This window comes from Streptomyces sp. NBC_01190 (assembly GCF_045039895.1).
In the GTDB taxonomy this organism is placed as follows: Bacteria; Actinomycetota; Actinomycetes; order Streptomycetales; family Streptomycetaceae; genus Actinacidiphila.
This window is the reverse complement of sequence record NZ_CP108580.1, coordinates 6,905,941-6,929,258: the sequence shown is the minus strand read 5'-3', so window position 1 is coordinate 6,929,258 and position 23,318 is coordinate 6,905,941. Positions and strand designations below refer to the sequence as shown.

Below are 23,318 nucleotides of genomic sequence, written 5' to 3'. Positions count from 1 at the left end.
AAAATGTTTAGTCCCTCCGCAGATCCCTCGGCTCGTAGCGCAACTGAAATGTGCGCACCTCGTCCTCGACCATCCGGTAGACCGTGATCCGACTCAACAGTTCGCCCTTGACCTGGGATATTCGACCGCGCTCTTTACCATCCGACGCCTCGCCAATCCACGCCTCAATGTACTCAGGGAGGGTGAAGGTCAATAGGTAACCTCGCGGGGCATCGTCTGCAGGGACAAGTGTCCACTCGGCGCTTTCATCCCAGCTACGGCGTACCATTACACGGTGCGCTGGATGCTCCTCCGCGTACGCCACGAAGCTTGAGCCGTCCAGCGTCGTGAGGGGCAGAATGAAAGGTGCAGCAGGGAAGCCGATCAGCATCTCGGCCTCCTGATGGTGCTGCAGCTTGGTTGCGAACTCGACCACTGACGGCAGAGCGGCGCGGACGAATTGGCCAGCGACACCGTGGGCAGCGTGGAGCGCTCCTGGCCGCTCCTCGGAGAAGGGCATCCCTGCAGAGTCTCCTCCCGTTTCGAGCAGAGTGCGCAACACGGAGCGCATCCATGTGACCCTGTTCCTCGACTGGGAACCTAGACCTGATTCGAACAGTAGTCCGGCACTTTCGCGCACCGGGTCAAGCAGCCACCGGAAGGATGCCCCGGACAGGTCCACCAGAGAGATCTGATGTGCAAGTGCGTACTCCTGCGTAGCCTTTGTAAACCCGCTGGTCGAAAACAGGGCATAGGAGTATTGGTAGCGACGTCGGGGGCGGCCACTTGCTCCGGTGGCGAAGTTCTCGTTGACGTCGCGAATCAGCCCGTGGGCTTGGCGCACGTCGCGCAATCTACATGGCGTGTCGCGAAACTTCGCTTCCAGGAAGAGGCGTATAGGCAGCGAGAACGCAGGAGTGAAGGCGAACTGACCAAGAACATCAACCTGATGACGGGCCCCGCGCCCCTGGACGAACAAAGTGTGCTTCCCCTGTTGAGACAGTTCTACTGGGTCGTCAGCGACCGAGGTCAGCAGCTCGTAGCCGCTGCGCCTCAGTAGCCATGCCAGCGCTTCCTCCAAGAGGTAGCCTCGGAGTTGAGCCTCTGTAGCCATAAGTTCCGCCTCGAATCGACTGGGACGAGGCGCGCTGCCCTGCCCGATCTGACTGCTGACACGGGCATTGCCCAGTGCCGTGTACTGGGCAATGCCCCGCTTCGCCCTGCTCCAGGAGCACTCACCTGCTGGAGAGGCTGGTGGCGCCTCAATGGCTAAGCCGCAGATTGACGCTCACCCTCGTACATCCAGGCGATGACGTCGAAGACTCGCACCACCGCGATGTCGTCGCCGATCCCAGACTTCTCGCGCAGCCGGAGCAACTGCCGGTACAGCGCCATCTCGTCTGCCTGCAGCGCCTGACACAGCGCGGCCCAGAAGGTGTTGTCCGCCTTCGGGCGTTCCAGGAGGGACTTGACCCGGCTGTCGTACACCGGAATCAAGCCGGGCCGCTTGCGGGCAAGTAGCTTGCCCGCGACGACCGCCCCGACCCCGTCCGGCTTGTTGGGGTACTTCTTGACATCACAAAGACGCTCCCACAATTGCCATGCCGGTCCGTCTTCCGCAACGAGCGGAGCGTTGTCGGGATCCTCCAGCCGAGCGTCACGCGGGAGGGCGGACAACAGCCGCGCCCAGTGGCCGTCCGGGTCCGTCAGGAGGTCGACTGCACCGTGCCCGGGCACTTCGACGCTGAGCATCGTGATCGCGACCAGGTCCTCACAGGTGAAACGGTTCGCGTCCGCTTCACTGTCGCCGCCGCCACCGAGCCGCTCGAAGTACGCCCCGGAATAGTACAGATCACCCTTGGCACGCCGCCGCGTGAAGTACTCCACCAAAAGGCGTACGGCTTCGCCGTCATTCCAATAGATCTTAGGAACCCTGAGCGCGATCACGACTCCCCCGAATGACTTCCGCCGCGCTGATCAGGAGCATGCTACTGCTGACGCGACAGCGGGGCGGGGTGTTCATATCAGCACCAGCTCGCCTGTGGTTGTAGCTATCGACTGCAGCACCGAGACGCCGGAACCATGCGGAGCCATGAATAGTGCCCCTGCTGATACCCCTCGACCTGCTCCACCGCTTCACGCTAGTCCTCGTTGGGGGCATGTACCTAGCCTCGGGCTTTCATGAAGCGGGCTGTCCGACGGGTGGTCGGATAAGCGAAAAATGCCTCTGACCAGCAAGAATGAGGATTGTCGAGGTCCTTGCCCCTGCTCCAGCCGGAGGCACTTCCCAGATGAAGAAGCGTATCGGGTCCTATCCCCGCGTCCGCGTTGAGGGCGGCGGCCGGGCGGTGGTGTCCCAGGCCGGGGCCGTGCTCCTGATCGAGACAGTCCGCAAGAGCGCGCTGGGCCAAGCGATATCGGCGGCGCTCGCGCCCTGGCGAAGCCCGAGGGCGGTGCACGATCCGGGCAGATCCTGCTGAATCTGGCCCTGGCGGTCGCGTTGGGCGGGGACTGCCTGGCGGATGTCGCAATGCTGCGGGCCGAGCCGGCCGTGTTCGGACCGGTGGCCTCCGACCCGACCGTATCCCGCCTCATCGGCACCCTCGCCGCAGCCGGGACGAAGGCCCTGTCCGCGATACGGGCCGCCCGGGCCGAAACGCGTGAGCGCGTGTGGAACATGGCCAAGGACGCGGCCCCGGATGCGGCAGGGCACGTGATCGTGGACCTGGACGGGGTGCTCGTTGTGGCCCATTCCGAAAAGCAGGACGCCACCGCGACCTGGAAGAAGACCTTCGGCCATCATCCCCTGATGGGGTTCGTCGATCACGGAGGCGGTGGAAGCGGGGAGCCGGTGGCCGGGGTGATACGGCCGGGCAGCGCAGGCTCCAACACGGCCGCCGACCACATCGAAGCCGCCCGCATCGCGCTGGCCCAACTGCCCAGGAAGTACCGGCGCGGACGCCGGACCCTGATCCGTACCGACTCCGCGGGCGGTACCCACGAGTTTGTCGCATGGCTCGCGAAGCGCGGCCGGTGGCTGTCGTACTCGGTCGGGATGACCATCACCGACGCCATCCACCAAGCGGTCCTCACCGTTCCCGCCTCCGCGTGGACGACGGCCGTCGAACCGAGCGGCCAGGTCCGCGACGGAGCCTGGGTCGCCGAACTCGCCGGCGACGTCCTCAAGGGCTGGCCCCAAGGGATGCGGCTGATCGTTCGCAAGGAACGCCCGTATCCCGGCGCCCAGTTGCGGATTACCGACGCCGACGGCCTGCGGCTCACCTGCGTAGCCACCAACACCGCGGACGTTCCGATCGCCGCACTCGAACTGCGGCACCGCCAGCGGGCCCGCGCGGAGGACCGCATCCGGGCCGCTCGCGCCACCGGCCTGCGCAACCTTCCCCTGCACGGCACCGCGCAGAACCGGATCTGGCTGGAGATCGTCCAGCTCGCCCTCGACCTGCTGGCCTGGATGCCCATGCTCGCCCTGACCGGCGAAATCCGCAGGTGGGAGCCCCGCCGACTCCGGCTCCGCCTCTTCTCCGCCGCCGCCCAGATCGTCACGACCGCCCGCCGCCGGCACCTGAGATTCGCAACCCACTGGCCCTGGACGAACGTGATCACCGACGCCCTGGCGCGGCTCGAAACTCTCCCGAACCCCGGCTGACCACCCGTTCCCGGCCCTGCGAGCGGCACCACCCCGACCGGAGCAGTGGAACCCGGCGCCCACCCGACGCGTCAGTCGGGCCTCCGGCCTGCCCGTCAGCAGCCACCGAACGCGTGATGGTCCGCCGACTCCGTCAGCGGACCATCACGAAAGATCGAGGCTAGCGGCAATAGTTCCAGCCATCATTCAATAGAATATTCTAATATTTCCTCTGGAACTCGGTCGAGGTCGCGCCCCGCGACCAGAGCCTGCCGCAGGTGCCCAGGGAGTACACCGGGTCACAGGAGCTGGACGCAATTTTGCACCTCTGCGGCCTCTTCCCTGTCATCGACAGTAGAGTCCGCCTTCTCACGCTATTCTCGCCCCGGACGCGTTCCCGCCCAGGCGCAAAGAGAGCTGGGGCATGAGGCAGATCGGCAGTCGGTATGGACCACCCGTGACATCTCGCTCGTGGGAGCGCCCGCGACCGGCACGGCACTGCTCCAAGGACGGCAGGGGACGGACGAGGTGGCCAGGTCCGTTCTGACCGACGAGCTCGAATCGGTCCGACGCAGGGCCCGCGGATTACGCAGGGATTTCGCCCTCGATCCCAAGCCGATCGCACGGGGCGGTCAGGCGACGGTCTTCGGCGCTGTCCACAAGCCCACCGGTGTTCGAGTCGCGCTCAAGAAGCTCAATTCGCATCTTCCTGACGCTCAGGCCCGGATGCGGCGTGAGGTGGAGGCGGCCCGCCTGTTCGGGGACAATCCGCATGTGCTGCCCGTGTTGGACTGGAGCCCGTCGCACGACTGGTTCGTGATGCCGTTGGCGGATGACACGGCCAGGGGACTGGCCACCGGGCTCACGGAGGCGGCAGGGCTTCGCGCATTGGTGACGGCCATCTGCGAGGCATTGCGTGAACCCCACCGGCAAGGCTGGGTTCACCGGGACCTAAAGCCTGACAACGTCCTGTGGCTCGGCGAAGAGTGGGTGGTAGCGGACTGGGGCCTCGGGGGGCGTCCTCGTGGAGAGACCACGCACCCGCGCCGCACACAAATAGGGGTCCGGTTCGGGACCGAGGGATTCGCGGCGCCGGAGCTGGCGGTCGACGCACATGAGGCGGGGCCGTCAGCCGACGTCTACAGCATCGGACAGATCATCGGCTGGGCGCTGACAGGGGCCTGGCCCCAGCCGAACATTCCCCTGCTGCCTCCATCCGGGTCCTGGCGCACCATCATACGGGCGGCCACGCTGCACGATCCCGCGCGGCGTGTCGGGACAGTGGATGAACTCCTCTCCCTGATTGCGGCGGAGTTCGACACACCCACCGATTTGACCACCCGAGGCAGGCGGCTTCTAGCCTCCGACGGAGCGCGTGACGAGTCGACGCTCACCGCGCTGTTCCGGATGGCGGCCCAATCCGACCTCGACCACTCCTTCTTCCAGAGCCTCCTTCTCACCCTCAACGAAGACCAGATCCATACCGCGGTGTCGGCGGATGCGCTGGCCGTCGGCGAGGTGGTACGAGCGATCCGTCCCTTGTTCGCGAACGGATCCCCCGGGCGACTGTCCGACGACGACCGGAGCCGTACCTTGACGTGGCTTCTGACGGTCGCCGAGCACGCCGAGGCCCTCGTTCAGTGGGACCTGTTCGACGAGGCAACCGACGTCATCTTGTACCTCATGGCGGCTGGGCCGGCGAGTCCGGACGTCGACAGCCAGATCGGCGCGTGGATAACTTCCCGGTCAGCCACTGCGGCCTCGATCGTCGCCGCGGTGCTACGCCGGACCACGCGACAGCCACGTCTCATCGACTGGGCGGACGGCAGGGCGATGGACCAGCGCATTCGGCTGGCTCTCCTCCCTCGGCAGCCGACCGGCGGCGTCCTACCCGCCAGCGGTGCCGATATCGCGACGGGGGGCCGGACGGCACCGTCACGCACCCGCGGACAAGGTGGCGCCGAGCGGTACTCCTGTCGGCGGCGATCCTTACTGCCATCACCGCCGTATTGGTCGTGGTCGACCCATTCGCGAACGATACGGATGGCTCACCACGGAGCCCCGTCTCGAGTCCCGACGAGAACGGTGTCGCGGGGCTCCCAAGCGTCCCCAGCGAACTGGCCGACCAAACGAGCATGCAACATTTCGTCGAAGCGTGGGACGGCTATCCGGGCTGGAGTCAATGCCGGTCGGCCTCTTCGGAAAGTACGAGCCTCACCGGCAGCTTCCCGGCTCATCAACCCAAAGCCGGCTTGCCCACCCACAGCTTCTCCTGCACCAATGACGGCAATCTCACGGTGATTTTCGCTGACTACTCGGTGGGCGACGGTTATGAGAAGGTGGCCCGGACTTACTTTGATGCAGCACCGCCCGCCCAGCCAGAGGGCCGCGAGAAGGCACCCCCCTCGGGCCTGCACGTCTTCGCGTGGAGCCCCACGCAACGGGCGGTGGTGTGGACGGATGCCGAGAGTCGCCTGATCGGCGTGGCTGTCACGAGCAGTCGGGAAACCGACCTTGTCGAACTCTGGTCGAGGTACCGACCTTCATGACTCGGCCCGCCACAGGCGCGAACCGCTATCCGTCACCCGTTCATGGTGTCGACGCCCGGATCTGGTCCACGCTCACCCACCCGCACACCCGGCGGGCGCCGCTCACCGCGATGCCGAGAATCCACTCCTGCTCCGGGAACAGCTCGGGATTGTTGTCGTACTCAGTCACCAGGAATTTCTCATATCGCCTGGCCGGTTCGACAACAGGGGACCGTGCGTCCGCCGCAGTGAACAACAAGATCTTGCGTGATGGATGCAACGCAACCGTCAGGGCCCGAGGATCACATGTCTCTATCGGGCCGTAGCGGGGTTCGATACGCACGGGCCAGCCATGCTGGACACCTGCCACGTACGTGATCGGCACGGAGCCGCCACCGGCACAGTCGTCCTCCTCGACGGACATGAACATCTGGACCTTGAAGCCCCGCGGGACGGCCTTCACCGACTCAATAGGGCGGTTGCAGCGCGAGGTCTGCGCGATGGGCAGCCGCAGTTGCTGAGCTCGACCCCCTCGCCACAGCCAGATATACCAGGCATTGGCTACCAATTGGGCTCGATTCGCCTTCAAGCTGACCGCAGCGTCCTCGTGACCGTCTCCGTCGACGTCGGAATAGCTCGGCGGCCCCGACACCTGCCAAGTGAGCTTTCCGAGGTCGCTGTTGGTGACCTGGGCGAAGCCGTTGACCAACTGCACGGTCGAGGCCGTCATCGCGTCGTACCAGAGGAGGTTCGCGAAGTCGATCCTGCGGATCTCCTTTGACGCCACCGGAACTGTGGTGGACGCCGAGGGCTGGGCAGACGTACGCGGAGCGGCGTCGTCGGTGCGATCGTGGCATCCGGTCAGCGCCGCGATTGCGCAGAGCAATGCGAAGCAGCAAACGAAGCTCCGCGAGGACGGCGCCGACGGCCGGTTCTCCGCCGCTTTGAGCGCTTCGGTCGTCAACGACGCCTCCAGACAAGTCGTCGGTCCTGGTCCCTCTCGGTGAGGCTTCGCTGATGACAACAACTAACACATTGAGTTGATCTGCCGCAGGGGAAACGGCAGCAGGCGAGCCTGGGCAAGGCTTGGAAGATGTCGGATTGGTGTTCCAGCGGATGAGGCGAAGATCACGGCTGCGCGAGAGGGGCGGTCCACAGGGGAGGAAGACTGGGAAGGTGTCCGGGCGATCAATAACTGCAGGGTCTGTACGGTGACCGGGTCTGTTCCGTAGTCGGCTCTGTTCCGTAGTCGGTGGTGACGGTGGGTGCTCGCCGGTGATCATCGAGTGTGCATGATGCGAACACGCTTGTAGGAACGGTGTTTTCGGGGTTGTCGGCGTTGGTCATCGAGGAAGTGGCGGACGGTGGCGAGATAGTCCGGGTTTAGGCTCGGACCCGGGATGTTCCTGTTCCCTGTCCGGTGTGCGGGGTGGTGACGCAGAGGGTCCACGGGTATCACGGCCGGACGGTGCGGGACGTTCCTCTCGACGGTCGGCAGGTCGTGGTCCGGGTGAGGATACGACGGCTGGTCTGCCCGGTCCGCAGCTGCAGTCGGCAGACTTTCCGAGAGCAAGTACCCGGGCTCCTGGAGCGCCATCAGCGCCGCACCACACGTCTGACCAGCCAGCTCTCTGAGCTGGTCAAGGAGTTATGCGGCCGGGCGTCCGCCCGTCTCACCCGGTCGCTGGCCATGCCCGTGTCGTACGCCTCCGCCCTGCGGTTGCTGCGGCAGGTGCCCGTGCCTACGGTCCGGATCCCGCGGGTGATCGGGGTCGACGACTTCGCTCTGCGGCGCCGACACAGCTACGCCACGATCATCATCAACGCCGAGACCGGCCAGCGGATCGAGGTACTGCCCGGCCGCGAGGCCGCCACTTTGGAAGCCTGGCTGCGCGAGCATCCTGGCATCGAGGCCGTGTGCCGGGACGGATCGGCCACCTACGCCGAGGCGATCCGCCGAGCCCTGCCCGACGCGGTCCAAATCAGCGACCGCTGGCACCTGTGGCACAACCTCGCCGAGGCCGTCCGCAAAGAGGTCGCCGCACACAGCACTTGCTGGGCGAAAACAGGCCCACCCCCGGCCGATGGCCGCCAGGCCGCCACCACCCGAGAGCGTTGGCAGCAGGTCCGCGCCCTGCGCGAGCGTGGAGTCGGACTTCTGGAGTGCGCACGCCGCCTGAACCTGGCTCTCAACACCGTCAAGCGCTACGACCGCGTTGCCGAACCCGAGCGGCTCATCCGCGCCCCCAAGTACCGGCCCACCCTCGTGGATCCCTACCGCGATCACCTGCGCCAACGCCGGCTGGAGGACCCGGCCGTCCCCGTCACCCATCTCCTCCAGGAGATCAGGGATCCGGGCTACACCGGCAGCTCGAACCTGCTCGTCCGCTACATCAACCAGGGCCGTGTCGAGGCCGACCGGCCCGCGCTCTCGCCCCGGCGCCTGGCCCGCTACCTGCTCACCCGCCCCGACCGTCTCAAGGATCACCAGCGGGAACGAATCGAGGCCGCCCACGCCGCCTGCCACGAGATGACCGCTCTGGCCGACCTCATCCACCGCTTCGCCGCGCTACTGGAACCCGCTGACGGAAATGCCGCCCTGCTGAGCACGTGGATCGCCTCAGCCCAGGCCGAGGACCTGCCACACCTGCACGCCTTCACCCGCGGCCTCGAGAAGGACCGTGCCGCAGTTGACGCCGCCTTCACCCTGCCGTACCACAACGGCGGCACCGAAGGAGTCAACAACAAAACCAAGCTGATCAAGCGCCAGATGTACGGCCGCGCAAGCTTCCCCCTCCTCCGCCACCGCAACCTCCTGGGCTGACCACACCCACCGTCACCACCGACTACGGAACAGACCCATTCGCTGGACAGACCCCACCCCGGCGGGATCGCCCGGCCAGTTCTGGTGTGCCGGTGCGGGCGGCGAGATCGGCCGCAGCGCCGACGGCAACTGGCCGCTCTGCGCCCCCACGGCCCACCTCACCCACCAGCTCGTCTTCCCCGACTGCTGGGACGGCAAGAACCTCGACAGTCCCGACCACAAGTCCCATGTCGCGTTCACCTATGACGGCAAGTGCAGCGGCGCCTACCCGGTCGCCATCCCGAACCTCTCGTTCGTCATCGACTACCCGACCAGTGGTAGTGCCGGCAACCTCCGGTTGGCCACGGGCATGGCATCGTCCATCCACGGTGACTTCTTCAACGCCTGGGACAACGCTGCCCTCGGGCACCGCGTGAAGGACTGCATCACCCAGAAGGCCAAGTGCAACTCCGCCGGCACCTTCTGACCCTGCGGTCGGTGTGCGCTCTGGCGCTGCTGGCTGTCGGCTGCACCGCGCAGCCGACAGCCGGCAGGTCGTCGGCAGCGGCTTTCAACGCCACCGACACCGCTTGGATTCAGCTGATGATCCCCATGGATGAGCGTGCGCAGTTCCTGACCGAGCTGGCTCCTTCCCGCACAACAGACCCGACGCTGGCCACGCTTGCGGCGAAGACCGGATCGACACTGCGCGGAGACCTGCGCCGCCTCCGCGCCGCGCTGCAGCTTTCAGGCATCCCCGATACCCGCCCCCACGAGGGGCACAACATGCCGGGCATGGTCAGCCTCGACACCCTCGAAAAGGCGTCCCCCACAAACGGCCAAGCGTTCGACCGGATTCTCACCGACGCGCTGAGGGCCCATTTCACGCAGTCCCGGATGCTCTGCGCCAGCGAGCAAACCCAACGCCGGGCCGACACGGCGAAGGCACTGGCCGCAGCCATCGCGAAGAGCGCAGCCGAACAGACCTCCCGGCTGGACAAGCTGCGAGCGGCCCAGCCTGCGACGTCCGGCGCCGAGACCACGGTGACGCCCTGATGAGGGACTGCGCACACCGGGAAGGGTACGAATCCGGGTGACCGACCGACACCGGGCAACCTGACAGCGCCTCAGATTCGAGCTCGGAGCGAGAGGTATATTTGTGGCGCAAAACGCCTTAGGAAGCGTCAGAAAACGCTCTGACCTGCGGAAATTCCGGAAACTCCGGAGCCGTGTGCGCAGGTTCGAATCCTGCCTGGGGCACCCACAACATGGGAACGGGCATGTCGGTTTTGCCGTGTTCGTCCATGCTGGGTGTCATGATCGGGCGCGCTCACCTCGGTGAGTGCGTCCGATTTTTTGTTCCACGGCGCTAGCTCACGGGTGACGGACGTCAGTTCGTCAAGCTGATGTCCGGGGATGGTCACCCTCAGGGTCACTTCTTCGCGTGGCCGGCTGTAGCGGACTTCTAGTCCGAATGCGGTGTAGAGCCGTCGTTGGATTTCTTCCGGGACCAGGGCGAGGTCCACGTCGAGGAGCGGGAGTGCCTCCAGCAGTGCCGCGTTGTCGGAGTGGCGAGCGGCCGGTTTCGGTGTTTTCAGGCGGGCGAGTTGTTCGGCGAGTTGTGTGCGCTGGGCGCCGAGCGTGGCGTGCTCCCGGCGGATCGCGTCGCGGAACTGCTTTTCCTGGTCCGGGTCAAGATCTCCCGGGTCGTCGTCGGCGCCGAAGCCGTCGGCGAGGGTGCGGATGAGTCGTGCCTGACGCCGGCCGATGGCGCTGATGGCCTGTTCCAGGGCTGCCTGTTCCGTGGCGGTGCGGTCGCCGGTGTCCTGTGTGGTGTGGGCGGTTTGGAGTGCGGTGGTGAGGTGGCCGCGCCGGTCGGGCCCGAAGATTCTGGTGGCGAAGAACCGGGAAATACAGGTGATCAGGATTTCCTCGCGGATCCACAGACTCTTCGGGTGCTCAGGGAACCAGGGCAGATCACGGTGTTCGTTCGCATCGGGCTGGCAGGCGAAATACGGAATCCGGTGGCGGGTCTTGCCGAACATGCGGCGCCCGCAGATGTCACAGCGCACGTAGGACCGCAGGACATAGGAGCGCCTGGTGGCAGCATGCGTGTTGGCTCCACAAGCGGTGCGGGATCCCTGGCGCTTGCTGCCCACGCTGGAGGCGACATCGAACAGTTCCTTGGTGACCAGAGGCTCGTGGGTGGGGCGCTGGGACCAGATCCACTCCTTCGCATCGTTGTTGCGTCCCCCCTTCTTCGTCGCGCGGCGGTTCCAGACCTGATAGCCCGTGTATTTGGGATTGCGGAGAATCTCCCGCACGGCGGATCCGGTCCAGCGCCCGAGGGCCGCGTCGGGGCGGGTCGGCTCAGGCGGCGGTAGGTGGTGAGGTCCCGGTTCAGCCGGCCGGCGATGGCGTCGTAGCCGAGCTTGTCCAGCCCGCGGAGCTGGAAGATGCAGGTGACCGCCGGGGCCCGTGGCGGGTCGGGGATGAGCCGGTGCTTGGTACGGCCCTCGGCGCGGCGGGCCGGGACGGGGTGGGGCACCTTCTCGGCCAGATAGCCGTAGGGCGGCTTGCCCACGTTCCAGCCCTGGGAGATGTGCTCGACGAAGCCGTCCCAGGACAGCTCCAGCATCTGCAGTACGTACCACTCCGAGACCGCCTGCTTGACGCGCCGGGTGAGGGTCGGTGTGGCGCGCTTGGCCCTGGGGCCGGTGACGATGGGCTCGTCGGCAGCGCACAGCGCGACCCCGGCCTGCTCCAGTTCGTACTCGATCTTGGTGCCGAAGTAGGTCCGGCGGGCGACGCGTTCGATCGACTCGCAGATCACCGCGGCGAAGCGGCGGTCGGGGCGCTGGGCCTCTTCGAGGAGATCGGAGATGCTGCCGTCACGCGGGATGGGGATGCTGAACTGCCGGTGGGCGAGGGAATGGCCCCGCTGGTCCAGTTCCTTCCGGCCGGACTCCACGTCGTAGAAGCGGGCCACGATCACCCACCCGGGCGGCAACGCCGCCCGGGCATTGCGGAGCTGACGCGGCAGGGACAGCGTCGGGTCCTGGGCGTCCTCGGTGGACGTACGCCCCAGCCAGGCCACCGGCACACTCACCGGGACAGCTGCCGCGTCCGGGATGCCCGGCGCGGACCACGGCCGACCGGGTAGCGGGGTGCCCCAGGGCGGGGCGCCGGACGAGAACTCCGACATGTGCTGTCCCTTCCGACAGGTCAGGGCAGGAGCTCACGCCCGGCTGTCTCGAGCCGCGCCGCCGCGGTGGGCGTACAGCCACTCCAACACCATGCGGACCGCGACCGCTTGGCGCCGAGCCAGAGCGTGGGCGTCCTCGCCCTCGACGACGACGTACTCCACGACCACCCGCAAGCCGTCGTCTATGCAGGGCAGTTCGTCGGGGATGCGGGCGACCGACGACCATGGACGCTCCACCTCGGCCGTGCCGTCAAGACCGCGATCTTGTTCCTTGGCCCTGGGATCCGGTGAGGTACTCACGGTCCGTCTTCCGGCCGGGCGACACCCGCATGCGCTGTATGCGGATCGGTGTGCGCGTGCCAGCCGCGGTGACCTCCGAGAGCCAAGCCGTATGCCGCCGAGAACCGCCTGTCGATCGGGAGATCAGTGGCCTCCACGGTGACTCCTCCGGGCGCAACCTCGGTGCCGGATCGACGCCACGGGTTCATGTGCGCGGACGGTTCTGGCCGTGCGCGCGGATGCTTCAGGGCAGCGGTGCGCCGTTGCGGTACCCGCGGCGTTCTGGCCCGGCCGGGTGAAGACCAGGACGTCCTCGTGCTGGACCACCGCGAGCGGGATGCCCTGCCGGCGGGCGTCGCGGACGTTCTTCATCTGGAAGAACGACGGGCGCGCGATCAGTCCGCCGTCGCGGATGCCCGCGAGGAGGGCGACGCACCGCTCGGCCGGAGTGAGGCCGGCGGCCTGTCCGGCGGCCAGGACGGCCGAGGGCAGGTCGACGAGTTCGCCGCGCTCGCGCCAGGGACGCGTGGTCACGACCACGGTGCCGCCGGGGCGCAGGACACGTCGGCACTGGGCAAGAATCTCGGTGAAGGCCTCCAGGAGCCGGTCGGTGGAGACGTGGGCGAGGTTGGAGGGGTCGTGGCTGTAGCGGTAGTCCTTCTTGGCCACGCCGCGCTCGCCGGTGTCGCGGGTGGAGCGGACCTGTCCGTGCGCGGAGTTGCCGTACGGCGGTGAGGTGACCACGAGGGCCACCTCACCGTGCAGCGCGGCGGGGATGAGCCGGCCGAGGTGACGGGCGTCACCGCGGTGCACGGTGCCGGTGCCAGCGTCCGTTTCGCGGGTGGCGGAGGCCGCGTTGCGGCGGGCGAGGCTCGCCCACCGGGGTTCGTACTCGACGCCGATGGCGTGGCGGCCGAGATGGACGGCCTCGACGAGGGTGGTGCCGATGCCGCACATCGGGTCGAGGACCAGGTCGCCGGGGCGGGTGTAGGTGGAGATGGCGTGGGCGGCGATCCGCGGGAGCATCTTGGCAGGGTGGGCCGCCGAGCCGGGCACGTACCGGCCCCTGCGCTGGACGGGAGCAGACGTAGGTGCGGTGTTCCACACCGAAAGAGGAGAGGACACAGCGATACCTCCTTCGACCTGGGCCTTACGCGTGACGGATCGTGGACAGGGCGATGAGGTCACAGTGCCCCACGCCGCGCGAACCGTCTGCGGGAAGAGCGGGTACCAGGCCGTCTCCGGCGGGGCGGCCGTAGACGACCACGATGTGCTGCAGATAGCGGAAGCCGGCCGTGCGGGCGGCCGCGATCAGCGCGCCGAGCGGGTCGGTCAAGCGTCCGGACTCCCGGCGCTGACGCGTGGCCAGGAGAAGAAGCCCGCTATCGGGGAGGAGCCGGTGGACACGGTGGAAGAAACCCGACCAGCCGTCCTCCACAGCGCAGGGCATCCCGCTTCCCGCGGCCGGCAGCTCGCCGGTGCGAGTGGGGAGTGCGTCGGGGTGGAGTTCGGCGAGGAGGATAGACAGCCCCTTCGCTTCGCCCTCACCATCGGCTGACGTGAAGGACATGGAGGGGATCCGGGCGTCCATCCCGGGTGCCGCGTCCCGGATCGCGATCTTGAGCAGCGGCAGGGGCCGGTGGGGCGGGCGTCCGACGAACTCGGTCCGGACCCTGTCGATGGCCCAGGCAGGCAGCACCGCCCCGGGGATCGGAGCGACGTTGGGCTCATCCGAGCCGGGACACCAGACGGTCATCGGCAGCGGATGCTGGGCGGTACGGGGACGGGGAGCGGTAGAACTCGACATGGGCTGAGCGGCACCGGAAAAGAAGGCTCGCCGTGCTCGTGCTGACGCGAGTAATAGAGACTCACCGGCCGATCTTTGTCACCCCCTCACGCGCATTCAGCCTCCCGGACCACCCGCTCCCCCTCCAACAGCTCCCCGGTCACCCTCATCACCTATGACGTCTGCGCAGGTGGACCTACGTACGAACCAGTCACGGGCCATCAGCGAACCACCCGCGAACCACCCCCGCTCGCGCGAGAGAACGGTGCCGGCACCGTGCCGGTAACGGGCGTCATCGGACCACCCCCGCTCGCGCGGGAGAACCCCCGCCTCGGCACCCGCCGCACCGACATCAGCGGACCACCCCCGCCCGCGCGGGGAGAACGCCGAGCTGCTCCAGGATCTGTTTCCCGAGGTCGGACCACCCCCGCTTGCGCGGGGAGAACAACGTCACTGTCAACAACAGCATCGCGCCCACCGGACCACCCCCGCTCGCGCGGGGAGAACCCTTCACGATCAGGTGGTTTGGAGGGGCTTGGCCAGTTCTTGAAGTGCGTTCTGCGGCATGGCATCAGTCTCGCAGAGGCGAACGACCGAGCGTCTGGGTTTGTTCATGCGAGCCCGTCTCCCATGGGGTCATTGCTTCCGCGCGATCCGGTTGTCGGAGCGGGTCTCCCCGATGAGTCGGCCAGTAGATCAAGTACGCATGTCCGGCTAGTGCGTTGGCCACGAACGTTCGCTGGGTCGGTGTGACACTCCTGTCGGTGTTCGCGGTGCGCAGGCGTCATCCTCGTTGGCAACGTGATGGCTGTAGGGGATGGGGCGAAGATGGCAGATCCGGTCAGGGCACGGCGATTAAGTGATCAGGAAGGGCAGCGGCTGCAGCAGATCGTTCGGCGGGGCCGTCACGAGTCGGTGCGGATGCGCCGGGCGCTGATCATCATGGCCTCGGCGTCGGGCACCACCGTGGCGGCGATCGCCCAGCTGGTCACCGCGCACGAGGACACCGTCCGCGACGTTATCCACGCGTTCAACGACAGGGGGCTGGCCGCGCTGGACCCTCGGTGGGCGGGAGGCCGTCCCCGCCTGATCAGCGATGAAGACCGTGAGCGAGCTGGCGCTGTGCCGTCAGATCGACCTGACGGGCCTCGGTGGCCTGGCGGGCGGTCGAGCGGTCGAGCGGTCGAGCGGTCGAGCGGTCGAGCGGTCGAGCGGTCGAGCGGTCGAGCGGTCGAGCGGTCGAGCGGTCGAAGGACGGTCCCAGCCGGTTCGCGTGGTTGGTGATCGTGCCGACCGACCACTACGTCTGACGCGATGTCATTCCTGCTGACGCCGTCAGCGTGGAGCTGACGGAGACGTTCCTCGTCTTCACGGGAGAAGGTGCGGGCCATGGCCGGCTCACCCCCTTATGCGTGCGGGATGACGGATGACCGGTCAGGCGCTGACGGGCAGCAGGAACCGTCATGGTGATGGTTGCGTCGCAGATTCCACAGTCGGCTCACGTGGGGGTAGTCGTGACAACCGTGGTGACCTTGGTGACCGCTATCGGCGGCTTAATCGGCCTGATCGTCTCGTTGTTGTACGTGGCGAAGCAGACCAGGGCGGTCCTTGATCAGGTGCGCACTGGTAACAACCTGGCGGGGAACAGCGCACTGGATGTGCCACTCGCCAACCTCCGGGACGTCTACTTCAAGATGCTGGAGTACCCCGGCATGCGTGCGTACTTCTACGAGTCCAAGGCAGTGCCAGAGAGCGATCCGGAGCGTGAGCGCGTTTTGATCCTCGCGGAACTCCTGGCGGACGTTTTGGAAGGCGGGCTCATGTCCACTCGCCGTATTCCAGAGTCGGAGTCCTACGAAGACTGGCGGGACTTCTGCCAATTCATCCTGACGCACAGCCCTTCGACGCGCCTGATCACTTCGGAGCACCCGATGTGGTGGCGAGAGCTTCTCGCTCTATGACGGCTGGTGCGTTGGCCACGAACGTTGCCGGGGGTTGGTCAGGCGGCTTTGGGGTGTGGGCGGCCCCAGCGTTGTTGGCGTTCGCTGCGGATCTTGGCGCGTTCGCGGCGTTGGGCGGCCAGGACGTCGGGGTGGCGGGCGTTGGCGTTGCGCCAGCGCAGGTAGTCCTGGAGTCTGCGGGCGAGCACGGTGTGGTTGGGATGGTTCGAGCCGCCCATCACGAAGTTGCGCAGGGGCCCGAACCGGGCCTCGATCGGGTTTGCCCATGATGCGCTGGTCGGGGTCAGGCACAGCTCGACCTTGTTCTTCTTCGCCCAGGCCCGGACGGCCGGGGTCTTGTTCGCCGAGAGGTTGTCCATGATCACGTAGACGGGGGCGCCGTCGGGTCGGGCGGCCCGGATGGACTTCAGTGCCGCCAGGCTGTGGTCGCCGCCCTTGCGGCGGCGGGCCACGCCCCACAACTGGTCGTCCCCCAGGGAGTAGCAGCCGTGGAAGTACCGGATCCCGTGGGTGCGGTGGTAGGTGGCCGGCAGCCGGTCCGGCCTCTTCTCCCGGGCCCAGCCGGTCCCGGGGCACGGCCGGATGGACAGCGGGCCGAACTGGTCGAACGCGAAGCACCGGTCGGGGAAACGGCTGGTCACATGCTCGATGCGGTCGAGTTTGGTGTCCTTGTCGGGGTCGGTGGATTCCTTCCAGGTGCGGGTGCGCTGGAAGGAGATCCCGTGCTCGCGCAGGATCTGACGCAGCCGTTCGCGGCCGATCCGCACCCGGCGGCCGGGATTGCGGGCCAGGTAGTCGGTGAGCTTGCGCAGGCTCCACTGCGTGAACGGGCGCCCCAGCGCGGTGGGGCGGGTGGTGGCCGCCTGGATGATGAACTCGCGGTCCTCATCACTGATCAGGCGGGGACGGCCTCCCGCCCACCGAGGGTCCAGCGCGGCCAGCCCCCTGTCGTTGAACGCGTGGATAACGTCGCGGACGGTGTCCTCGTGCGCGGTGACCAGCTGGGCGATCGCCGCCACGGTGGTGCCCGACGCCGAGGCCATGATGATCAGCGCCCGGCGCATCCGCACCGACTCGTGACGGCCCCGCCGAACGATCTGCTGCAGCCGCTGCCCTTCCTGATCACTTAATCGCCGTGCCCTGACCGGATCTGCCATCTTCGCCCCATCCCCTACAGCCATCACGTTGCCAACGAGGATGACGCCTCCGCACCGCGAACACCGACCGGAGTGTCACACCGACCCGGCGAACGTTCGTGGCCAACGCACTAGCGTCGCAGGGGTAGGCAGTCCCGGCCCGCGGGAACGCGACCGCCACGGTTAAGTTAGCGCTCACACTCCAAGGTGGTGGGATGGAGAGTGCATGACGCATCGCCGGGACATCTTCGGGCGACCGTTCACATGAGACTGACACAACCTTCAGCGGAACCTCAAGAGGTGTGCAGGGACCGACCGTGGGAGGTTCGGGGATCCGGCATCCCGCGACGCGATGCTCGCGGAGCCTCACGGGGTGGCCTTGTTGACACCGCGAGCGGAGGGGAGCACTCTGCTCCCGCCGCCGGACCGGGCTTTGCATGCTGTCGGCCGGCGCCTCCGTCCAGCATTGTTAGCGCTCACTTTCTGCTGGTCGGTTGACCTTCCTCAACTAGCCCAGGGAGATCCCTTTGTTCAGCACGGCAACGAGTCTGCTGCACCCGCCGGAAGGCGCGGGCAACGGCGGTCGGGCGAACGCCCACGCCGGCCGCGACCGCAGGCGAGCCGCGCGTTTCGGCCGCCTGCCCACCGCCCGGTATCTGGTCGCCGCCCTGGCCGCCGCCGCCCTGGCCGCCTCGGGGCTGGCGGCCGCCGGCACCGCGCGGGCCGCGTCACCCGCACCGGTCGCCGCCGCCCCCGCGTCCACCAGCCAGTTCCACGGAGTGAACTGGGCCGACCCCAACGACAACTTCATCACCGGGCCCAACCTCCCGGTGGGGCTGTCGCAGTCGGACAGCTACGCGACCGTCTACGCGAAGTCCACCGCCATCCTCAAAGGCTTCCAGGGCCTCGGGGCCAACACCGTCCGCATGGGCTTCAACGCGGCGACCACCTCGGGAAGTTGGTGGGGCAGCTACACCGCGGCGCTCGACGCCGCCACCGATCTGGGCATGAACGTCATCGTCGCCCCCTGGTTGCAGGGCGGGAAGGTCAGCGATACCGCGTCCTTCAACCAGATGTGGGACACGATGATCAACAAGTACGGTGCGAAGAGCAACTTCTACTTCGACATCATGAACGAGCCGTACTCGTACAGCGCGACCGACCTGAACAACTTCGAGGCGTCGTGGCTGGCGCGCTACCCGAACCTCCCCCGCGGCCACGTGATCGTTCCCGGTATATGGGACGCGAGTCTGTGCTCCACCGGCAGCGACTCCCGGCTGTCCGGCACGCTGCTGTCCATCCACATCTACGGGATGTTCGGTGACTCGCACACCACCGAGGCCGCTTGGGTCAACGACTTCACCAACCAGCTGTGCGGTCACGCCGACCGGGCGGTGCTCACCGAGTTCGGCGTCCCCATGAACACCGGCGCCAACTACAACGGCCCCAAGGACGGCAACAACGACCTTTCCTACCTCTACGGCATCACCGACACCGTCCGCAACCTGGGCATGGGCTCGGTCCTGTGGACCGGTGTCAAGAACGCGACCCAGACGCAGGGCCCCGGGCCGTGCGAGAACGCCTCCTGCGCCATCACCACCCTCAGCGGCAGCGGCACCAACCTCTCGGTGAGCGTGACCAACCAGTCCGGTCTCGACCGGCTCCAGTGGGGCTGGGGCACCGGCACCAACCCTGGCGGCGGGACCGGCACGGGCGGCGGCAGCGTGCTGCGCGGCGCCGGCTCCAACCGCTGCCTCGATGTGCCCAACGCCTCTTCCACCAACGGTGTGCAGACCGCGATCTGGGACTGCAACGGCGGCGCCAACCAGCAGTGGAACCTCACCTCCGCCAAGGAGCTGCGCGTCTACGGCAACAAGTGCCTCGACGCCGCCGGCAGCGGGACGTCGGCAGGGACCAAGGTCGACATCTGGGACTGCAACGGCGGCGCCAACCAGCACTGGAACGTCAACAGCGATGGCACCGTGACCAACGTCCAGTCCGGCCTGTGCCTGGACGTCACCGGCGCCTCCACCGCCAACGGCGCCCTGGTCGAACTCTGGAACTGCACCGGCGGCAGCAACCAGAAGTGGAGCAGGCAGTAGGCAGTAGATAGCAGGTAGCAGGCGGTCGTTGCCGGGACCCTGACGGGTCCCGGCACGACCGCTCCCCCGCGGCCACCCGGGTGTGCGCGCGGGCGGTACGCCCCCGCGGGCTGCCGCCAAAGAATCGGTTCGCGTCGTCGACGCCGAACGAGAGGGTACAAGCTCCGCAACAGCGTCGAACGCACCATCAACAAGATCAAGGACTGGCGTGGCCTCGCGGTCCGCTACGACAAAAAGCCTGAAAGCTACCAGGCCGGACTCGAATTATGCGCCGGCCTCCTCTGGATCCGACACCTCGGATCACAGCCTTGATCACAACTCCACACAGGCCCTCGGTTGCCCTCATCTCATCCGATGTATCACAGGGGGAGTGGCAGCCGTGCGGCAACGGGACAAGACTTTCCAGGCGATCGAGGTCGGCGACGGCGGCGACGGGCGGTGGGCCGCCTACGCCCGGGCCCTGTGGCAGGAGATGGAGGGCCTGCTGACCGTGGAGGGCCGGACTCCGGAGGGCGCGGAGCGTGTCCGGGCGCTGTTCGGTGCGCACATGCCGGAACTGGTCCCGGTTCTGGACCGCCTGGCCGGCCAACTCGACCGGCCCGAGGCGGAAGCCCTGCTCACCCATGCGGCATTGCGGCCGTTCTCCCAGTCCTGCACCCAGATCGGCCGGAACGGCACCCTGTTGCGCAACTATGACTTGCCGCCCGATCAGTGCGAGGGGACCATCGTCTCCTCGCGCTTCCTGCGCCCCGTGATCGGGATGCAGGACATGCTGTGGGGCTTGCTGGACGGGATGAACGATGCCGGTCTCGCGGTCTCGCTCACGTGGGGCGGACGCTCCGCCTACGGACCAGGATTTTCCATCCTCATCGTGGTGCGCTACCTGCTGGAGACGTGCGACACCGTCGATGAGGCGGTCGGCAGGCTGCGGTCCCTGCCGGTCGCCGTCCCACAGAACCTCACCCTTGTCGATCCCAGGAAGGCGGTGACGGTGTTCGTGGGGCCGGATATGTCGCCGACGGTGGCGCCGGATGCCTGCGCCGCCAATCACCAGCACCTGCCCGTGACCGACGAGCAGGAGCGGGCCTTGCGGACGCAGGAGCGGCTGCGCGCTATACGCGCCGCGGGTACGGACGTGGCGGCGATGCTGAAGCCGCCGCTGTATCGACCTGTCGATGCGCAGGGGTCGAGAACGCTCTACACAGCCCGCTACCGGCCCGTCGAGGGCCGTGTGACGTACTACTGGCCCGGTGAGTCCTGGCAACAGTCCTTCGGCGACTTCACGCCCGGATCCCGCACCGTGACCTTGGGCCTGGCCGGCTGAGAGGCTTTCCGACCCCGCTCACCCCTGCACGAAGATCTTGCAGGAACATGCTTTCACCCCCCGCTGACAGGCCCTCCCCCGACTGGCCCTGCCATAGCCGCACAGTGAACCGGCAGGGGCTCGGCACCGCTCCACTGGTCGGACGAGCGCCCCGCCCGATACATCCCCAGGCGTCTTTCGCTACGTGGGCACCAATCCACAGGTATTGACAATTGCTCATGCGCTCAGGGTGCAGGAGTCGGCCGCCAACAGAACCGAGGGCGAAAATCCCCGGTTCACAGGGGGATGCGCCCTGTGAGCGTCAAAAGCCTCCTGCCGGATCCGAACCGACGACCTTCGCTTTACAAGACCGAAAGTGTTCGTGCTGGGTAGTGCCGCACCGTGCCGACTGGTGATGTTCTGCCTGATCAGAACAGGTACAGCGAGTTGAGTTGTACCGACCCGTGCTGCACCGTCCAAAGGCGTCTGTCCACCGGCTGTCCACCGGCGAGGCTCTGAGGACAACGCCTGGCGGCTCACCGCCGACCTACTGGCCTGGCAGCATCCGCCTCGGAGGCCCGCAGCGAGGCCATTGTCCGAACTGGACAACACTGCTCTCGGATGGTCTTGCCGAGCATACCGACAGGCCGCCCAGAATCTTGTCCATAGCCGACTTTCAGCCGCACCGCCGGTGTCCATATCGCTCGCCAGCCCACACGCAGTCGGAGCAAACCCCCGCGCACGGCACCGACGGCCAAGCTCAGCGAGGGGATCCTGCGCGCCAGCCGAAGAAGACTCATGCGGTGAAGGAGCAGCAGTTGCCCAGCGACCGGCCCGCACGGGCGCAATGACCTGCGGAAAGAGAGTCGGCGTGTACGAACTCAGACGCTCGGCCAGTCGCTTCTGCGAGACTGGTCCCATGCTGCGGCGCTCACCCCAAGGAATGGCAAAGCCCCTCCAAACCAGCAGGTCGTGAAGTGTTCTCCCCGCGCGAGCGGGGGTGGTCCGGCGGGGTGGTGGCGGCGTGGGTGGGTTGCCCGGTTCTCCCCGCGCGAGCGGGGGTGGTCCGCAGGCGGGCCGGTCGGCATGGCTGCTCGCCGAGTTCTCCCCGCGCGAGCGGGGGTGGTCCGCCACCTGTGTGAGCGCGCACCCGATCCAGGTGGCCAACGCCGATGCCAACGGCACCGTCACAGACCTGTCGGGGCCGGTCTGGGTCATCGCCGACGTGGTGGTCGCCGCCATCCGGGGCGCCTACGTGCCGCCCCCGCCCGGCAGCGACCGCGACGCGCTGCCACCCGAGCTGCGCCGGCTCATCGCCCCGCAGATGCGGCCCTACCTGTCCACCGCGTGCGAAACCGCCGACGTCTGCCGGCGGGCCGCCGAGGTCCACCCCGACCGGGGTGACGAACTCCGCGACTGGGCGGCACGGGAACACGGCGACTGTCGGATCACGCGGAAGCAGGACATGGCGGGATGCGGGTGCGACTGCCACGGGGAGGCCATTCCGTGATCTGCACCCCCTGCGCCGACGCCGCCGACCGTGGCGCGCCCCGTACCGACCACCGTGACGACGCCGGATGCACCTGCGGACACCGGGTCGAGCGGTACGAGACCGTGACGGGACAGATCGCGGGCACAACGGGCGACAACGGGTCCAAACCCCCGCCATCACTGGGAGGATGACCGCATGGCGAAGAAGACCGTGGAACACAAGGCGGACAAGGGAAAGACGCTCACGCTCGACGAGGTGGCCGCGTTCGTTCAGGACGCGATGCGATCAGGCGCGAACGGGGACGAACTTGTGGGCGGCCGCATCTCCTGGGGCGGGAAAATCCAGAAGCTCAACGTCGAAGTGCAGACACCGGCCGCCGCCGCGAGACTCGACAAGGCCTGAGCCAACGGCACTCCCCGGCCCCTGCGGTTCTCCCCGCGCGAGCGGGGGTGGTCCGTCGGTGGAGGCGAGACAACCGCCCATCGCAGCGTTCTCCCCGCGCGAGCGGGGGTGGTCCGCTCGGCACCCGCGTCCACGTGCGGGCGCAGGCGTTCTCCCCGCGCGAGCGGGGGTGGTCCGGCGCTGGAGCGCTACCGGGAGATCGGCGGGGTGTTCTCCCCGCGCGCGAGCGGGGGTGGTCCGTCGACTCGGACGGTGGCGCACCCGGCGGTCGCGTTCTCCCCGCGCGAGCGGGGGTGGTCCGCTGCGCGCCGAACTGGTCCAGGTCGCTGCCGTGTTCTCCCCGCGCGAGCGGGGGTGGTCCGGTATTGAACTCGGCCAGAAGAGAATTGACGGCGTTCGGCGCAACGCCACGCGTAGTCGATCAGGTCCGGGTCGTGCACGTACCTGTCACGGCTGTTGTCGTAGTGCCGTATCCGCCCATTGTGCCGGGCGCAGAGCGGCCCCCGGATGTAGCCGTGCCGGTGGCAGTGGTCCCAGACCATGATGTTGACGGCATCTGGCGGCGGATCGGAGTCCGTGGTGCAGTACGGCCCCCAGCCGGCCAGCGCACACGGGTAGGTCGCGGCGGACTCCCCAGAGCGGTGCGTGGGCCGGTATGCGGTCCGCCAGGGGGTCGGGCCGATCACCGAGACCTGG

General features: G+C 67.5%; 17 protein-coding genes, 4 pseudogenes and 1 CRISPR repeat array. Of the genes and pseudogenes, 12 read left to right on the top strand and 9 right to left on the bottom strand.

Features of this window, described 5'->3' with window-relative positions:
* Positions 1–7: 7 nt before the first annotated feature.
* Both OG519_RS29225 and OG519_RS29220 read right to left on the bottom strand, forming a co-directional pair.
* Positions 8–1,060: a hypothetical protein gene (locus OG519_RS29225; protein ID WP_405590039.1), complete on the bottom strand. Its 1,053-nt coding sequence runs from the start codon at positions 1,058–1,060 to the stop codon at positions 8–10.
* A 188-nt stretch (positions 1,061–1,248) separates the two neighbouring features.
* Positions 1,249–1,926, bottom strand: a complete 678-nt coding sequence (locus OG519_RS29220) for a DUF6308 family protein (RefSeq protein WP_405590036.1) — start codon at positions 1,924–1,926, stop codon at positions 1,249–1,251.
* 344 nt (positions 1,927–2,270) lie between these two features.
* Between OG519_RS29220 and OG519_RS29215 the strand changes: the two are divergent.
* The 3 genes and pseudogenes from OG519_RS29215 to OG519_RS29205 all read left to right on the top strand — a co-directional run bounded on the left by OG519_RS29215 (position 2,271) and on the right by OG519_RS29205 (position 6,174).
* Positions 2,271–3,646 (top strand): annotated as a pseudogene (locus tag OG519_RS29215) (IS1380 family transposase).
* 450 nt (positions 3,647–4,096) lie between these two features.
* Positions 4,097–4,807 (top strand): annotated as a pseudogene (locus tag OG519_RS29210) (protein kinase domain-containing protein); the annotation flags it as partial.
* 953 nt (positions 4,808–5,760) lie between these two features.
* Positions 5,761–6,174, top strand: coding sequence for a hypothetical protein (locus tag OG519_RS29205; RefSeq protein WP_405593215.1), 414 nt, complete (start codon positions 5,761–5,763; stop codon positions 6,172–6,174).
* 40 nt (positions 6,175–6,214) lie between these two features.
* On the opposite strand, the gene OG519_RS29200 is transcribed toward OG519_RS29205, so the two are convergent.
* The gene (locus OG519_RS29200; protein WP_405590033.1) at positions 6,215–7,117 is read right to left on the bottom strand and encodes a hypothetical protein; all 903 of its coding nucleotides are present in this window, start codon (positions 7,115–7,117) and stop codon (positions 6,215–6,217) included.
* Positions 7,118–7,471: 354 nt separating this feature from the next.
* Between OG519_RS29200 and OG519_RS29195 the strand changes: the two are divergent.
* The 3 genes and pseudogenes from OG519_RS29195 to OG519_RS29185 all read left to right on the top strand — a co-directional run bounded on the left by OG519_RS29195 (position 7,472) and on the right by OG519_RS29185 (position 10,012).
* Positions 7,472–8,977, top strand: a pseudogene (locus tag OG519_RS29195) (ISL3 family transposase).
* A 37-nt stretch (positions 8,978–9,014) separates the two neighbouring features.
* Positions 9,015–9,443 (top strand): DUF1996 domain-containing protein, encoded by a 429-nt coding sequence (locus tag OG519_RS29190; protein ID WP_405593105.1) that lies wholly within the window; start codon positions 9,015–9,017, stop codon positions 9,441–9,443.
* A gap of 11 nt (positions 9,444–9,454) precedes the next feature.
* Entirely contained in the window at positions 9,455–10,012 is a 558-nt protein-coding gene (locus OG519_RS29185; protein ID WP_405590030.1) for a DUF305 domain-containing protein, read from the top strand.
* A gap of 128 nt (positions 10,013–10,140) precedes the next feature.
* On the opposite strand, the gene OG519_RS29180 is transcribed toward OG519_RS29185, so the two are convergent.
* The 4 genes from OG519_RS29180 to OG519_RS29165 form a co-directional block, all read right to left on the bottom strand.
* Complete coding sequence (locus OG519_RS29180; protein WP_405590028.1) at positions 10,141–11,280, bottom strand: recombinase family protein; 1,140 nt, start codon at positions 11,278–11,280, stop codon at positions 10,141–10,143.
* Positions 11,281–12,194: 914 nt separating this feature from the next.
* Positions 12,195–12,461 (bottom strand): hypothetical protein, encoded by a 267-nt coding sequence (locus OG519_RS29175; RefSeq protein ID WP_405590026.1) that lies wholly within the window; start codon positions 12,459–12,461, stop codon positions 12,195–12,197.
* Positions 12,462–12,584: 123 nt separating this feature from the next.
* On the bottom strand, positions 12,585–13,565 hold the full coding sequence (locus OG519_RS29170; protein WP_405590023.1) for a TRM11 family SAM-dependent methyltransferase: 981 nt from the start codon (positions 13,563–13,565) through the stop codon (positions 12,585–12,587).
* Positions 13,566–13,590: 25 nt separating this feature from the next.
* A complete protein-coding gene (locus OG519_RS29165; RefSeq protein WP_405590020.1) occupies positions 13,591–14,247 on the bottom strand; it encodes a hypothetical protein in 657 nt (218 codons plus the stop codon).
* A 945-nt stretch (positions 14,248–15,192) separates the two neighbouring features.
* On the opposite strand from OG519_RS29165, the gene OG519_RS29160 reads away from it, so the two are divergent.
* Both OG519_RS29160 and OG519_RS29155 read left to right on the top strand, forming a co-directional pair.
* Positions 15,193–15,510, top strand: a complete 318-nt coding sequence (locus OG519_RS29160; RefSeq protein ID WP_405593103.1) for a helix-turn-helix domain-containing protein — start codon at positions 15,193–15,195, stop codon at positions 15,508–15,510.
* Positions 15,511–15,689: 179 nt separating this feature from the next.
* On the top strand, positions 15,690–16,187 hold the full coding sequence (locus tag OG519_RS29155) for a hypothetical protein (protein WP_405590017.1): 498 nt from the start codon (positions 15,690–15,692) through the stop codon (positions 16,185–16,187).
* 38 nt (positions 16,188–16,225) lie between these two features.
* On the opposite strand, the gene OG519_RS29150 is transcribed toward OG519_RS29155, so the two are convergent.
* Positions 16,226–17,344 carry an IS630 family transposase gene (locus tag OG519_RS29150; protein WP_405590014.1) on the bottom strand — a complete coding sequence of 373 codons (1,119 nt, stop codon included), beginning with the start codon at positions 17,342–17,344 and terminating at the stop codon, positions 16,226–16,228.
* Positions 17,345–17,850: 506 nt separating this feature from the next.
* On the opposite strand from OG519_RS29150, the gene OG519_RS29145 reads away from it, so the two are divergent.
* From OG519_RS29145 to OG519_RS29130, 4 genes are all read left to right on the top strand, one after another.
* Positions 17,851–19,425 (top strand): ricin-type beta-trefoil lectin domain protein, encoded by a 1,575-nt coding sequence (locus OG519_RS29145; protein WP_405590012.1) that lies wholly within the window; start codon positions 17,851–17,853, stop codon positions 19,423–19,425.
* 370 nt (positions 19,426–19,795) lie between these two features.
* Entirely contained in the window at positions 19,796–20,749 is a 954-nt protein-coding gene (locus tag OG519_RS29140; protein WP_405590009.1) for a C45 family autoproteolytic acyltransferase/hydolase, read from the top strand.
* Between the two features lie 1,003 nt (positions 20,750–21,752).
* Entirely contained in the window at positions 21,753–22,238 is a 486-nt protein-coding gene (locus OG519_RS29135) for a hypothetical protein (RefSeq protein WP_405590007.1), read from the top strand.
* A gap of 177 nt (positions 22,239–22,415) precedes the next feature.
* On the top strand, positions 22,416–22,622 hold the full coding sequence (locus OG519_RS29130) for a hypothetical protein (RefSeq protein WP_405590004.1): 207 nt from the start codon (positions 22,416–22,418) through the stop codon (positions 22,620–22,622).
* Between the two features lie 25 nt (positions 22,623–22,647).
* A CRISPR array of direct repeats spans positions 22,648–22,984; the repeat unit is 29 nt; unit sequence GTTCTCCCCGCGCGAGCGGGGGTGGTCCG.
* A 99-nt stretch (positions 22,985–23,083) separates the two neighbouring features.
* Here OG519_RS29130 and OG519_RS29125 read toward each other — a convergent pair.
* Positions 23,084–23,308: pseudogene (locus OG519_RS29125) on the bottom strand (endonuclease domain-containing protein); the annotation flags it as partial.
* Positions 23,309–23,318: the final 10 nt, after the last annotated feature.